10 protein-coding genes are annotated in these 13,602 nt (G+C 39.2%); 5 read left to right on the forward strand and 5 right to left on the reverse strand.

Translation table 11 applies throughout. The features are described from left to right. The first annotated feature begins 78 nt into the window (after positions 1 to 78). Both tagD and J7I90_RS13355 read left to right on the forward strand, forming a co-directional pair. Entirely contained in the window at positions 79 to 477 is a 399-nt protein-coding gene (tagD, locus tag J7I90_RS13350; RefSeq protein WP_214772247.1) for a glycerol-3-phosphate cytidylyltransferase, read from the forward strand. Next, positions 470 to 1,633 carry a CDP-glycerol glycerophosphotransferase family protein gene (locus J7I90_RS13355; protein ID WP_214772249.1) on the forward strand — a complete coding sequence of 388 codons (1,164 nt, stop codon included), beginning with the start codon at positions 470 to 472 and terminating at the stop codon, positions 1,631 to 1,633. The genes tagD and J7I90_RS13355 overlap by 8 nt, the downstream gene beginning before the upstream one ends. A gap of 180 nt (positions 1,634 to 1,813) precedes the next feature. Here J7I90_RS13355 and J7I90_RS13360 read toward each other — a convergent pair whose 3' ends face one another. After that, a complete protein-coding gene (locus J7I90_RS13360; protein ID WP_214772251.1) occupies positions 1,814 to 3,379 on the reverse strand; it encodes a glycosyltransferase in 1,566 nt (521 codons plus the stop codon). Positions 3,380 to 4,657: 1,278 nt separating this feature from the next. Here J7I90_RS13360 and J7I90_RS13365 point away from each other — a divergent pair. Both J7I90_RS13365 and J7I90_RS13370 read left to right on the forward strand, forming a co-directional pair. Beyond that, the gene (locus J7I90_RS13365) at positions 4,658 to 5,698 is read left to right on the forward strand and encodes a C40 family peptidase (RefSeq protein ID WP_214772253.1); all 1,041 of its coding nucleotides are present in this window, start codon (positions 4,658 to 4,660) and stop codon (positions 5,696 to 5,698) included. A gap of 277 nt (positions 5,699 to 5,975) precedes the next feature. Next, the gene (locus J7I90_RS13370) at positions 5,976 to 6,902 is read left to right on the forward strand and encodes an LCP family glycopolymer transferase (RefSeq protein WP_214772255.1); all 927 of its coding nucleotides are present in this window, start codon (positions 5,976 to 5,978) and stop codon (positions 6,900 to 6,902) included. Positions 6,903 to 6,922: 20 nt separating this feature from the next. Here J7I90_RS13370 and J7I90_RS13375 read toward each other — a convergent pair whose 3' ends face one another. From J7I90_RS13375 to secA, 4 genes are all read right to left on the reverse strand, one after another. Then, positions 6,923 to 8,710, reverse strand: a complete 1,788-nt coding sequence (locus J7I90_RS13375; RefSeq protein ID WP_214772257.1) for an LTA synthase family protein — start codon at positions 8,708 to 8,710, stop codon at positions 6,923 to 6,925. Between the two features lie 76 nt (positions 8,711 to 8,786). After that, complete coding sequence (locus tag J7I90_RS13380) at positions 8,787 to 8,969, reverse strand: hypothetical protein (RefSeq protein ID WP_214772259.1); 183 nt, start codon at positions 8,967 to 8,969, stop codon at positions 8,787 to 8,789. Continuing rightward, positions 8,954 to 9,415: an SLAP domain-containing protein gene (locus J7I90_RS13385; RefSeq protein ID WP_214772261.1), complete on the reverse strand. Its 462-nt coding sequence runs from the start codon at positions 9,413 to 9,415 to the stop codon at positions 8,954 to 8,956. The genes J7I90_RS13380 and J7I90_RS13385 overlap by 16 nt, the downstream gene beginning before the upstream one ends. Then, positions 9,412 to 11,790, reverse strand: coding sequence for a preprotein translocase subunit SecA (gene secA / locus J7I90_RS13390; RefSeq protein ID WP_214772263.1), 2,379 nt, complete (start codon positions 11,788 to 11,790; stop codon positions 9,412 to 9,414). Before secA ends, J7I90_RS13385 begins: the two co-directional genes overlap by 4 nt. Before the next feature lie 257 nt (positions 11,791 to 12,047). Between secA and J7I90_RS13395 the strand changes: the two genes are divergently transcribed. Continuing rightward, on the forward strand, positions 12,048 to 13,472 hold the full coding sequence (locus tag J7I90_RS13395) for an alkaline phosphatase (protein WP_214772265.1): 1,425 nt from the start codon (positions 12,048 to 12,050) through the stop codon (positions 13,470 to 13,472). Positions 13,473 to 13,602: the final 130 nt, after the last annotated feature.

Below are 13,602 nucleotides of genomic sequence, written 5' to 3' on the forward strand. Positions count from 1 at the left end.
TCATTTATAAATAACGAAGTCTTTTTTTGCGACCATCAAGATTAAAAATATATATACATTTGTACAGGAGGAATAAAAATGAAAAAAGTAATCACTTACGGAACCTTTGATTTGCTTCATTGGGGTCATATCAATCTATTAAAACGCGCTAAAGATTTAGGGGATTACCTGATTGTTGCCATTTCTACGGATGAATTCAATGCTTTAAAAGATAAAAAAGCTTATCACAGCTTTGAAAACAGAAAAATGATCCTCGAATCAATTCGTTATGTGGATGAAGTCATACCTGAAGACAATTGGGAACAAAAGAAGGAAGACATCATTCGTGAAGGTGTGGATATCTTTGTAATGGGTGATGACTGGAAAGGCCAATTCGATGAATTATCCGAAGTTTGTGAAGTGGTCTACCTTCCAAGGACAATCGGCATTTCGACTTCCCAAATTAAAGATGACCTTCTACAAGTTACTAATGGCTAAAGAATTCGCGATAGGGATTTATCTTTTTTGTTTCAAAGTTTTATTCTCTATCTTTAAACTTTTCCCTTTACATGACAAAACGACCTTTGTCACATCATTCGGGGACAATTGCCAATATATCGCAGATGAAATGGACAAGCAGGACATTTACGTTCAAAAGGTATTTTTAATGAAATCAAGCAGTTCTATACAAGTTAAGGACGATGGGGAAACCATCGTCCTTCCGTTTGAGTCAAAAAATATCAGTGCCATGATCCGATCGATTTATCATCTGGCTACATCAAAATGGATCATCATCGATAATTATTTCGGCTTTCTTTCAGCCATTTCATTCAAAAAGCAAGTGACATGCGTGCAAGTGTGGCATGCGGCCGGTGCCGTAAAGCAATTCGGAGCAAAAGACCCTTCCATTAAAAACCGTTCAGCCGGTGCAAGGAAAAGATTTTTTGAGGTATATGATAAATTCGATTATGTTACGGCAGGTTCAGAGAGAATGGCCGAGATTTATCAAGAAAGTTTCCAACTGCCGGCATCCCATATCCTAAGGACCGGGATACCTCGGACGGATTTCTTTTTTAATGATGAATCAAAAAGGACTGCCCGTAATGCTTTGCTGGCCAAGTATCCAGAACTTGAGCATAAGAAAATCTTGTTATATGCCCCTACATTTCGTAATTACGGCTTGAACACCGGAGAGATTGCTCTTGATTTGGAATTGCTCTTCAAGGAACTTAAGGGCGAAAATTATGCGTTATTACTAAGGCTGCATCCAGCTGTAAAAGCAGAGCATGATTTACAAGATAAATTCCCAGGATTCATTTACCCTGTCAATAGTGAATTTCACGTTAATCAGCTGCTGATCAGTACGGATCTTTTAATAACCGATTACTCATCGATTCCATTTGAATTCTCTTTTTTGGGAAGACCCATGATATTCTTTGCATATGACTTAGAAAAGTATGTCCAGGAACGGGGATTCTGGGAGGATTACTCATCTTCCATGCCCGGACCCGTGGTATCCTCCACAGAAGAGCTCTTAAGGAAAATCCGTACCGCCGATCATTCATTAATGAAGATCGCTTCCTTTAACCAAAAATGGAATGAATACTCCACAGGAAATTCAAGCAGGAATTTAGTTGATTTCCTTTTTAAATAAAACCGGGGCTTAACGAAAGTCCAAATAGAGTTTGGTATCGTAGCCATCCCTGTAGCTGGCTATCTCCAGCTACTCACGATGAAGATTTATAAAAATAGAAAAACAGGTGACGAAAAACGAAATGTTTTTCGTCACCTGTTTTATTTCAGGAACTATAAGTCAGCTCTATTTAGTCATTTATTATGCGTAAATGCCAAGCTTAGCTTTTTTATTTTTCACCGCCGTTTCGATTGTGTCAACCCATTTATCTGTATATTGCTGCTCATTGAATCGTTCTTTCATATCCTTAACCGCATTCTTACCCATATTCAAAGCCGCTTTTTTGTTTTCAAACATCCAAATCATCTTCTCGGAGAGTTGATCGATATTGCCATTCTCTACTATAAATCCAGTTTCTTCATTAAGAATAAGATCCCGTGGACCATAGTTAATATCGTAACTAATAATGGGCGAACCATTTGACAAACTTTCCAGAATGCCTAATGAAAAGCCTTCACTTTTACTTGTTACTACAGAGAACAAAGCTTTTTGATAAAGCTTATCCGGATTATTCGTATATCCTTTAAGGAAGACATGGTTTTGTAAGTCCAGTTCCTTAATCAATTTTCTTAAATTCGGTTCTTCATCACCTAAGCCCCATATCTCCAGTTTAGCTTTGGGTATACGGTCGACTACTTTTTTGAAGGCTTTTATTGAATGGTCGATTCTTTTTAAAGTGGAGAATCGACTAATGATGACAGCTAAGTTATCAGCTTTCTTAAAAGTGCTGAACCACCCGGATTCAGCAAAATCTTTCATATAATGAGGAATTACCCGAATATTATCTTTTTTCCCAAAGCGTTTTTCCAAATCAACCTTTTGGGATTCCGTTAATAGCAAAGCTACATCCAGTTCATCGATGGCTTCCAAAGTAGGAGCGATTTTGACACCAATTTCACCGTCCACATCATATGGCGGTTTAACATGATTGCTATGGAGTCTCCATATTTTAATTGCTTTTTCCAGTTTGACATTCATCATGACTGGATCGGATGTTCTGGCATCACAAACTAAAACAGGGTAATCATAGTCTTTTATGATGCTCTCCACCCATTGGGTTTTTAAATCCAACTCATTCGTATGAACGGATAGGAGCACACCATTTGAGTTGAAGTGGTTTACTCGGTTGGCTATTCCATTCTTAGGGTTGGACCATACGGACAAGTAAGCTTGTCCTTTGTCATCAAAATAGATCATTTGCCTTGGTTTATTCAATTCAAAATCCATGTAGGCTACTTTCCTTAGATAGCCGAATTCATCATACTCCTCACGTTTTGTACGATAACGTTGTTCATTAAAGTAATCAAGGAAACTAACTCTGTTTTCTTTATCATAATTTATATAGGTTGTATATAAACCATTCTCATATGCTCTATAAGCATTAAAACCGGCACGTTTGTCCAATACTGCCTTACACTCTTCAATCCGTTTAATGGTTTCATTTTCCTTCTGCTGTAACGTACTTCTATTTGTACGGCTTAACGATTCATACATATTCAAAAGCTTGATACGTTTGTCGATCTTACCCTGTTTAATTAGTTGTTGAATGATCGTATTATAACGGGGATTGAAGTTAAAGGTAAGGATGTAAGTTTCATAACCTAATTCTGCAAATAAGTTTGCTTGCAGAAGTGCGGCCTTTGTCATTCCACCCCGATTAATGTCCAATGAGTTTAATACGCAAAACATCGTCGCGCGACTTTCCATTTTAAAACCTCCTGAATTAATAACTATAGAATCATTGTTTGAATTAAATATGTTACTAAGTTTAATTAATATAATTTTTTAGTGAAGTTTAGGAATAGGTCCCCCTATGTTCGAATTCACTTAAATTTATGATGGCCACTGCGATAACTAACCCCTAATACTAAAAGAGCAGAACATTAGACCTAGCTATCCAAACAATAACAGATAAGGAACAGAAAAACATTTATAGAGTTTGGTTTTCTCATCCTTAACTGACTTTTCTGCCTCATTAAGTTGGATGTCTTTTTTAACAAGGGGCCATGTACAAGGCCTGGGAACGTTATTAACCTCGCAAGCGAAATTAATGAACAAAAAAATCGCTCTTTTACTAAAATGATGTTACCAACAAACCATTACGAAAGGCCGAGTTTTTTACCAGCAATTAATAGATTGCTACAGGAAATTATAACATGGGAACAAACTTCATTACCACTCTCCAATCAAGAGGAAAGAAAAACCATGAATAAATAGTTTTGGCTTTAGCCCATGATTCCACATGTGTCCCCAAAAACAAAACGTCGTTGCCGCTGTCGGCTATGGCTGTGAGGAAAACCATTTCTCCCCCTTAGAAGAAGAGTTTGAATCTTTAATTCCTTATAATACATGTTTAATGGAACAATAGCGAAGATACAAAGTCATACAAGTAACTGGGCATATGATGAACATAAGGAACTCAATACAACAACCCAATAACCGCAAGGTTATAATTAGACTTTATATTATATCCACGAGAGAATAGTTCTAATTGTTCATTAAAATGGAAATGTAAAAACGAAAAATCGATGTATGGAGTGTCTTTGGTCATGTCATGGGCAATCGTTCTTTTCTTCGCTCTCCACTTCGACGCTTAAAAAATTCCAAACGGAGTTTGGTACCGTAACCACGGCCCATAATCTACTGAAGTTAGCTGGCTTTCGTCACACTGAAGAATTGGAAAAATAGAAAACCAAATTTTTTTCTTCACCTGTTTTAATTCAGGAGCTTTTAAAGACAATGAAACTTAAAATGCACATTCTAAAAACAAAGATGCTTTTACAGAAAATGACAAATTAAAACGCAAAACTACCCAATGTGAAAAAAGACTCACAATATAGAAAATATTGTAGATTACAATACTCGAACGCCACCAATATAAACCAGTAAAATACTACTATTTTCCCCTTGTAACAAAAATGTAATATGTTCACACCCATTTATTTTGTTAGAATAGGGAAAAAGACATATTCGAGGTGGAAAACCGTGAAAAAAAGTGTTGTCGCATTTTCGACATTAGCCATTTTATCTTCTACTTTTGTTTCTCCTGCCCTTGCCGGTACATATACAGTCAAAAGCGGTGATAACCTAAGTAAAATCGCCCAGAAGCATAATACGACGGTAAAAGACTTAAAACAGCTTAATAACTTAAAATCAGACTTCTTGAGAATCAATCAAAAATTAATTACACCCAACTCCCAAACAACATCAAATGCTTCTTCTGTTTCCGTGAAAACAACTAAGAAAACCACATATACCATTGTTTCAGGTGATACCTTAACCAGGATAGCAAACAAGCATAACCTTACACTTGCTGAATTGATGAAAATGAATAACTTAAAATCCGATAGAATTTATGCAGGCGCCAAACTTATCGTATCCAAATCAACCACCAATACTACCATTGATTTACCCGGCAGCTCCAAACCATCCAATGGTACACAGACCCCAGCCAATTCGTCTACATACATTGTGGTAAAAGGTGATACTCTTTCCAAGATTTCCAGAAAAACAAACTTGACTGTAGCCCAGCTTAAATCAATCAACTCATTAAAGTCCGATCTAATCAGAGTGGGTCAAAAACTGAAATTAAGTACATCGGCAAGCACTGCCCCTGCAGATAAAAAAGATGGTGGAAAAGTGGAAGCGCCAAGTTCAGGAAACAAAGTGGCCAAGCTCGTTTCCGAAGCAAAGAAATTGATTGGCACACCTTATTCGTGGGCAGGTTCCTCCCCATCAGGATTCGATTGCAGCGGATTCATCTACTATACGTTCAAGAAGGCTGGGTATGATGTTCCAAGGCTTTCATCGTCCACCTACTATGATATGGGCAAAAAAGTTACTTCACCGAAAAGCGGCGATCTTATCTTCTTTGCAACGGGTTCCAATAAATCAGTCATAAGCCATATGGGAATTTACTTGGGCGGCGGGGAATTCATTCACGCCTCATCAAGTAAGGGAGTAACAATCAGTACTACTTCAAACTCTTATTTCAAAAGTAAAATCATCGGTTATAAAAGTTTATAAGATTTACTTGCCAGACTTTCTCTAAAAGTCTGGCAAATTCATGTAAAAGAATCATAACTTCTTTAACTCCGCTATACAATTTTGGAAAAAAATGAATGCTGTGCAAACGAAGGAATTCAGAATCCTTCGTTTTTTTGAATGAAAAAAGGTAAATATGCACTCTAACTACAAAAAGAAACTATTCTATTTTTGACAAAAAAAAGGTATAGTTAAAAATACCGACTAGGTACTTTTTCACACCTTCCATTTTGTGGGATGGTTAAGGGAGGAATATTAAATGAGATCCGAACATAAAAAAAAGAAAAAGAAACGCAAAGCGTTTAAAATAATCGGCTTCACCCTTCTTATCCTTATCATTGGCGCAGGTGTTTATGGCGCTTCAGTTTATCAATCATTAGCTGGTGCGATCAGCACTATGCAGGGTACAGCCCATAAAACGGATAAACGTGAAGAGGACATCAAGTTCAAAAGCCAAGATCCATTTTCATTACTAATTCTTGGTGTGGATGAAAGAAAAAATGACTCAGGTCGATCAGATACGATGATTGTCATGACCGTTAATCCTAAAAAAGAATCGATTGAGTTATTGAGTTTACCGAGAGATACGCGTACAGAGATCGTCGGTAAAGGTATAAATGATAAAATGAACCATGCCTATGCATATGGCGGAGTCGCCATGTCGATAAATACAGTGGAATCCTATTTGGATATTCCGATTGACTATTACGTCAAAATGAATATGGAAGGCTTTCAGGATATTGTGAATGCCGTTGGTGGTGTCACGGTCGATAATGATATGGACCTTGCCTATAAAGGATATACCTTCAACAAAGGCACAATCGACTTAAATGGTAAAGAGGCCTTGATTTATTCCCGAATCCGTAAAGAAGATCCCCGAGGGGATTATGGACGGCAAATGCGACAACGCCAAGTTATCCAAGCTGTCATGAAAAAAGGGGCAAGCCTATCAACACTTACCAATTATGGCGATATATTCGAAGCTTTAGGTAAAAACGTGGAAACCAATTTAAGTTTCAATGAAATGTTGAGCATTCAAAATAACTACAAATCATCCCTCAAAAATATTGAACAATATACACTTGAAGGTGACAATCAACGGGTGGATGGCGTTTGGTACAACATCGTTCCAGAAGATACAAAGCTTGAAGCCCAAAATCGTGTTAAAACACATTTAGGATTATAATGGAAGGAGGATGACTTTTATCAGTCATCCTCTTTTTTTACCTCTTTCTCAATTTTTTTAAAGTAATCGGAACGTATCACCTGATCACTCAGATCAATCTCCTTTTGATCTTCTGGTGAAAATTCTTCGACCTTGCCATTCCCATTTATTTTCATTTGAGAACCATAATCCCCTTTTAATATCAAAGCATCACCCTCTTCGCCATCCAGCATGCTCTCTCCAAAGTATGAAGAACTCTTTATATTGAACAAATCATATAGAGTGGGCAGAATATCGATTTGGCCCGCCACCTTATCAATCGTTCTCCCTTCCATATCCTCCTGATAAATGATCACGGGAATGGGCATATATTTTTCAATCCACTCTTCATCGCTAATTTTACTACCGTAATACGCTTCAACCTCGTGTTTATCTTTTAAGAATAGCCCATCATGATCTCCGTAAATGACAATCACGCTGTCTTTCAATTTCCCGTCATCCTTCAACTTCTTCACGAAATCCCCGATAGCTGAATCTGTATAATGAATGGCTTCGAAATATTTAGTCAGGTAATTATTTTCTTTTCCAACTTCAGGCTTCATTGTTATCTGTTCCTTCGGCAGTGAAAAAGGTACATGGCTGGTCAAAGTAACGAAAAAAGCGTAATAGGGGTTTTGTTTATCTTTTAAGAAATCATAGCTTTGATTAAAGAAACTGCGGTCTCCCAAGCCCATCGAAATCAACTCATCCTGCTTCATATCCTCTATGGAAAGATAGTCATCAAAACCTAGCGAGGGATATGCATGCTGCCTGTTCCAAAAGTCTTCTTCATCTCCGTGGAAAGCAAAACTTTGATAATCCGACTTCTTTAATTCCTTGGCAAGACCAGGAAAATCATTATATGGGAACCGAAAAAAGGTCGCACCTTGCTTTAAAGGAAATAGTCCGGTATTCACGATAAGCTCTCCATCAGATGAATTTCCAAATACCGTCTGCGGATATACATGCGGGAAATACAATCCCCCTTTCGCCAGTTCATTCATGAATGGCGTGACCTCCTGCCCGGCACTGGTTTGAAAGAGCGGGAACGCCTGTAAAGATTCCACCTGGATGATAATGAGATTCTTCCCCTCCAAGGACCCTGAATGGGCATTTTCCTTTCTTTTCTTTTTATTGAAGTAATCAGAAACGTCCTTCTTTTCTTCCGATGACAATTCATCCCTTCCCGAGTCAGTAAAATAGGCATACGCATCCAATGCGTGATGGCCGATAGGTCCCCAGTTTCGTAAGAATGTATTTGCCTCATAACGCCGGGTTATATCCACTTTATCGATAAAGATATTCTTGACCGGTTTTAATCCTGCTATCATCAGGAATATTACGGCCGGCACGAGTGCCATATGCTTGAGGGGGTATTTTTTCTTCACAAAAGATTCAGCAATTGGAATGCCTGCTAGAAGAAAGATTGCATCCTTCATTTCCATCATACTGAAAATACTTTCACCAAGCCCATTCAGATTGCTTTTTTGCATCCACATATAGGATGTTATAGGTGTTGAATAATAACGATAAAACCAGATGTCCCCAAGGAAAAACAACATGATTGAAAGAAGGAAAACTGAAAAAATGATGCCCTTTACAATTCCATTTGATATCCATTCCTTCAAATAAACAATAAAACCGGCAGCACCGATGATTATCGTAATTATTCCAATAGAAAGATCGTTACCCATCCTATCATTCGTATAAATGAAAAGTATGGCCACGATTGAGAATGACAATAATTCCAATAGCCTCTCCTTCAATCGTTGATTACTGTTATTCTTCATGCTCCTGCCACTTTCCTCTTCATTATTTCCAAGCCTTAGTTAGGCCTGATTGCGGAAGATTACTTATAAATATTACTTAGCGTTGCCATTTATGAGAAATTGCACACGGAAAATGGCATAAATATTTGGTGCTACTGACTTCCCTTATAAACAAAAAACCTTCATCACTAAAAGGATGAGGGCTTTTCTTTGGCACTCCGGCAAAAAAGCTGCGATTGCCGCTAGACTCTTGCGGTTGTTTTTCTACTTTCTCTTCCATTCAAAAGCAATCTTCCAACCTTCATCAGGAATCGATTCCGCCAAAATATCGCCTTCCTCGAACAAGAAACGCCATGGCATGCTTGAAAGTGCCGGTATCTCACCAAGCTCTGTGAGATCGAATGTCTTTTTCGCAAGGAGTTTTCCATCTCCATCAACTAACAGTAAATCCACGATATCAAACCTGATGGCTTTATCTATTGAATTTCGTAGAAAAGCCACTATGATGACATCATCTTCCACCCTAGTCAGCTTGATGCCGGATATTGAAATTTGGTTCGGTTTTAATGCAGACAACCTTTGATGGTGGAATTTATATACATATTCCTCTTGCTTGGAAATATCCCACCCCTTATGAAAAATCAGGACAGTACGAACGGTGTCATCCTGACCTGCTAACTTATTTACATCTGAAGCTACATTATCCCGTTTTCCAAATAAACTCATCGTTCCTCCCCCTCCAAAGAAGCTGCATCTTGCTGGTTACTTTTCATATATTCCATAAAACGGATGCTTATCTCCGCCTCAATTTTACTTAATAGAAGGTTGAATTGACTGAGAGCTGCTTTTTCAAACATCGCATATGGGTCCTGTTGACCATATCCGCTTAAATCAATGCCTTCCTTCAAACTGTTCATTTCATCTAAATGGTTCATCCAATTTGTATCGATGTGCTGCAGCATGAAAGCGCGCAACTGGTTTCCCCATTCTGCATCGTCTTGAAAGATCACCAGTCTCGATTCCAATTCACCTAAAGCCTCCAACACCCTTCCTTCCATTTGGCCTTCTATATCCTTCAAATCACTTTCCTGCCAACCTAACGACAGCAAAACAAGGGATAGCTCTTCAATAAAGGCAGAGGAATCAGGCTCCGCTATATGTTCACGGTCATATTTCACTGTGAGCCGAGTAATGTATTTTACGATGTATTCAAGTAAAATGACCGACATCCGTCCAGGCTCCATATCAAGAATCCGATCTCTCATGGCATAGATGATTTTGCTCTGCTCATTTATTGCATGTTCCAACTTCAATAAATGGTATCGGCTTGATTGATGCATCTGCTCTACCGTTTCCTGAACCATTTTAACGAATTTATCGGGTGCAGGGCCCAGAACCAACCCATTTTCATCCGTTTTGATTTTCTTGATATAACGTCCCATTTCTTCTTCATCATAGTAATTAAACAAATCATCTTCCAAAGAAATGATGAATTGTGTTGAACCAGGATCACCCTGCCGTCCGGAACGTCCTCTTAACTGCATATCGATCCGTCGGCTTTCGTGTCGCTCCGTCCCGATAATATGAAGTCCGCCCAATTCCTTGACATCATTCCCAAGTAATATATCCGTTCCTCTCCCTGCCATGTTGGTAGCCAGCATCACTTGTTTTTTTTGCCCGGCATTCGCAATGATCTCCGCTTCATCCTCTTCCGTCTTCGCATTAAGGATTTGATGTTTAATTTTCCGATTATCCAGTTGAACCGAAATTTTTTCAGATTGCTCAATGGAGGTCGTCCCGATCAGGATAGGTCTGCCTCCATCATGGATCCGTTTTACTTCCGTGACGATTTTGTTGATTTTGCTGGTTTCATTTTTATAAAGCAAATCATCCTCATCCACTCGAATATTAGGCTCATTAGTTGGAATTTCAATGACGGGGAGCTGATATATTTCCTGGAATTCAGACTTTGATGGCATGGCACTCCCTGTCATCCCAGACATTGAATGATATAATCGAAAATAATTTTGGACGGAAATCATAGCCTGTGTTTCATTCTCTTCGGAAATCCCCAATCCCTCTTTTGCCTCGATGGCTTGATGCAGCCCGTCACTGAAGCTTCGCCCTTCCATCACCCTGCCTGTGAATTTATCGATGATTGCAATCTTTCCATCGATGACAATGTAGTCTACATCCAATTTCATGATTGCCCGCGCTTTCAGCGCCTGTGTTACATTATGTAATAACTCTTGATGTTCCATTCCATACAAATTGTCGATGCCAAAGGCCTCTTCAATCTTGGAAGCACCTTGATCCGTGAGGAAGGCGGACCTTGACTCGATGGAAATCTCGTAATCATCCTTTTCTATAAATGCCTTCATGATTTGCGCCGTGATCCGGTGTAGCTCGGTTCCGTCGTTTGCCCTGCCCGCAATGATTAATGGTGTCCTCGCTTCATCAATCAAGATGCTGTCAACCTCATCGATAATGGCAAATTGGTGACCTCTTTGAACCTTGTCTTCCCTTCGGTAAACCAGATTATCTCGCAAATAATCAAAACCGAACTCCGTTGCCGTCCCATACGTGATATCTGCCGCATATGCTTCACGCTTCGCCGAAGATCCCATTTGGGAAATGTTAAAACCAACCGTCAATCCTAGAAATTCAAGAATTTGTCCCATTAACTCTTTATCACGTTTGGCCAAATATTCGTTTGCCGTTATTATATGGACACCATTACCTAACAGTGCATGTAAATAGCTAGGCAATGTAGAGACAAGCGTCTTCCCCTCGCCCGTATTCATTTGGGCAATGCCCCCTTCACTCAGGACAAAACCGCCTGCAAGCTGAACATCATGGTGCCTAAGATTCAATACTCGCTTGGAAGCCTCCCTCACGACCGCAAAAGCTTCAGCTTGTATCTCCAAAATATTGTCACCAGCATCCAAAATGCTTTTAAATCTATCCTTCATTCCGCTTAATTCCAGATCTGAATATTTTTCATATTTACCCTCTAGCCGATTCACTTCTTCTACCAACTTATAAATTCTCTTCAAGTCTTTAGAACCATCTTTGAAGAACTTTTTCATACTGGATAGCATAGGGTTTTTCTCTCCTATTATTTCAATTGACCTTTAGTGAAATTATATCAGTTATGTATTTACTGTTTATAAATTATCGCCTTCATATTGTAATTATATAGAAATTCTTTATTTTTTTGAAAGACAAATTATACAAAAACCGACTTGATGCGGCTAACCAGGCTAAAAAGCTTAGTTTATATCCTGAATTTCAGGGAGGGGTTTTTTTATCGATTTAAACAAATAATAGGAAGACTTTCACCATTGGAGGATTACAGATGAATAAGACATCCGGATACAAACTCGTACAGCCGCATCGCTTTGGATTATTCGTTCTTATAATTATCTTTATTTGCATGAGCTCCCCCATTCAAGCAGAAACAAGAAACACCCCCAAGAATGTCATATTGCTGATTGGCGACGGCATGGGGCTAGGAGCTATAGAAATTGCCCGGCAATTGGAATACGGAAAGACAGGTGTACTACATTTGGAAAAACTGGAGCATGTCGCCCTGATGCGCACCTATTCCGCCAATAATTACGTCACTGACTCGGCAGCAGGAGGGTCGGCGATTGCCACTGGTATAAAAACCAACAATGAATCAATCGGTGTCGATGCCTATGGTTCCGAGGTGGATAGTGTTTTGGATGCCTTTCAGAACAAGGGCAAAAAAGTCGGGATCATCTCAACTAATATGGTAGTCGATGCCACACCCGCTGCCTTTGGTGCAAGTGTGCCTAACCGCTGGACAGGTGGCGCAAATATCGCAAGGCAGCTCTTTGATAACCGGATTGACGTCATTCTCGGCGGTGGTGCCAGCTATTTCAAGGCGGATAAGCAGAATGGCGAGGATTTAATCGCCAAGTTTAAACAAGCTGGCTATGGGATTACGACGACTAAAGAAGAACTTAGTTCCATTAATAATCCGGCAAAACTTTTAGGATTATTTCACCCTACTTATATGAATTTCAAACTGGATAAAGAAGTATTACATTCCCAAGAGCCATCCCTCCCCGAAATGACATCCAAAGCTTTGGATATTTTATCCCCGGGTGATAAGGGATTCTTCTTGATGGCCGAAGGTGCGCGTATTGACCATATGGAGCATGCAGCTGACATCACTGGAATATGGAAAGAAACGATCGAATTTGATCAAACCGTGAAAGAGGTTGTAGATTGGGCAAAAAATCGTAATGATACGTTGATCGTTGTACTTGCAGACCATGAAACAATGGGGACCTCCGCTTCTGAAACAATGGATATCACGGCATTGAAAAAAATCAGGGTTTCATCTGAATATATGTCCAAACAGCTTACATTCGATAAAAATAATGAAATCAATCCAGAAAGTGTCGTTTCCACATTCAAGAAGTATGCACATATATCCCTTACGGATCAGGAAGTCGATCAATTCATCGATAACGTTAAAAAGAATAAAACGCTTGTCTATCCTAAGCATCAAATCGATTGGGAAATCGGTAGCACCATCGCCAGGCACCATAAGGCGGGCGTAGCCGATCGAAGCATACGGGCGGCCAGTTCCACAGGAGGGCACACTGCCAATATGATTCCCGTTTTCGCCTCGGGTCCAGGCAGTGAAGCCTTTGATGGAGTCATTGAAAACACCGATATCTCAAAAATCATCACAAAAGCCGCCGGAATTCCGTTCACACCCGGTCAGCATAAAACAAAAGAGGAATGAATGCATTCATTCCTCTTTTATCATTTTCATTTTGATTGAGGTCCGTTAATTCACGTTATGGCGAAGTTCAGGGGCATTACTCACGATTTTAGTGCATTTACTTGTGAATTTATGCCTTTTACTCGTGATT

The sequence above is a fragment of the Bacillus sp. ISL-57 genome (assembly GCF_018613135.1).
GTDB classification, from domain to species: domain Bacteria; phylum Bacillota; class Bacilli; order Bacillales; family DSM-1321; genus Peribacillus; species Peribacillus frigoritolerans.

Bases quoted from the DNA above. Each gene is read 5' to 3' on its own strand.
- tagD (WP_214772247.1), top strand. From the start codon at position 79: ATGAAAAAAGTAATCACTTACGGAACCTTTGATTTGCTTCATTGGGGT.
- J7I90_RS13355 (WP_214772249.1), top strand. From the start codon at position 470: ATGGCTAAAGAATTCGCGATAGGGATTTATCTTTTTTGTTTCAAAGTT.
- J7I90_RS13360 (WP_214772251.1), bottom strand. From the start codon at position 3,379: ATGGAAAGTCGCGCGACGATGTTTTGCGTATTAAACTCATTGGACATT.
- J7I90_RS13370 (WP_214772255.1), top strand. From the start codon at position 5,976: ATGAGATCCGAACATAAAAAAAAGAAAAAGAAACGCAAAGCGTTTAAA.
- J7I90_RS13375 (WP_214772257.1), bottom strand. From the start codon at position 8,710: ATGAAGAATAACAGTAATCAACGATTGAAGGAGAGGCTATTGGAATTA.
- J7I90_RS13380 (WP_214772259.1), bottom strand. From the start codon at position 8,969: ATGGAAGAGAAAGTAGAAAAACAACCGCAAGAGTCTAGCGGCAATCGC.
- J7I90_RS13385 (WP_214772261.1), bottom strand. From the start codon at position 9,415: ATGAGTTTATTTGGAAAACGGGATAATGTAGCTTCAGATGTAAATAAG.
- secA (WP_214772263.1), bottom strand. From the start codon at position 11,790: ATGCTATCCAGTATGAAAAAGTTCTTCAAAGATGGTTCTAAAGACTTG.
- J7I90_RS13395 (WP_214772265.1), top strand. From the start codon at position 12,048: ATGAATAAGACATCCGGATACAAACTCGTACAGCCGCATCGCTTTGGA.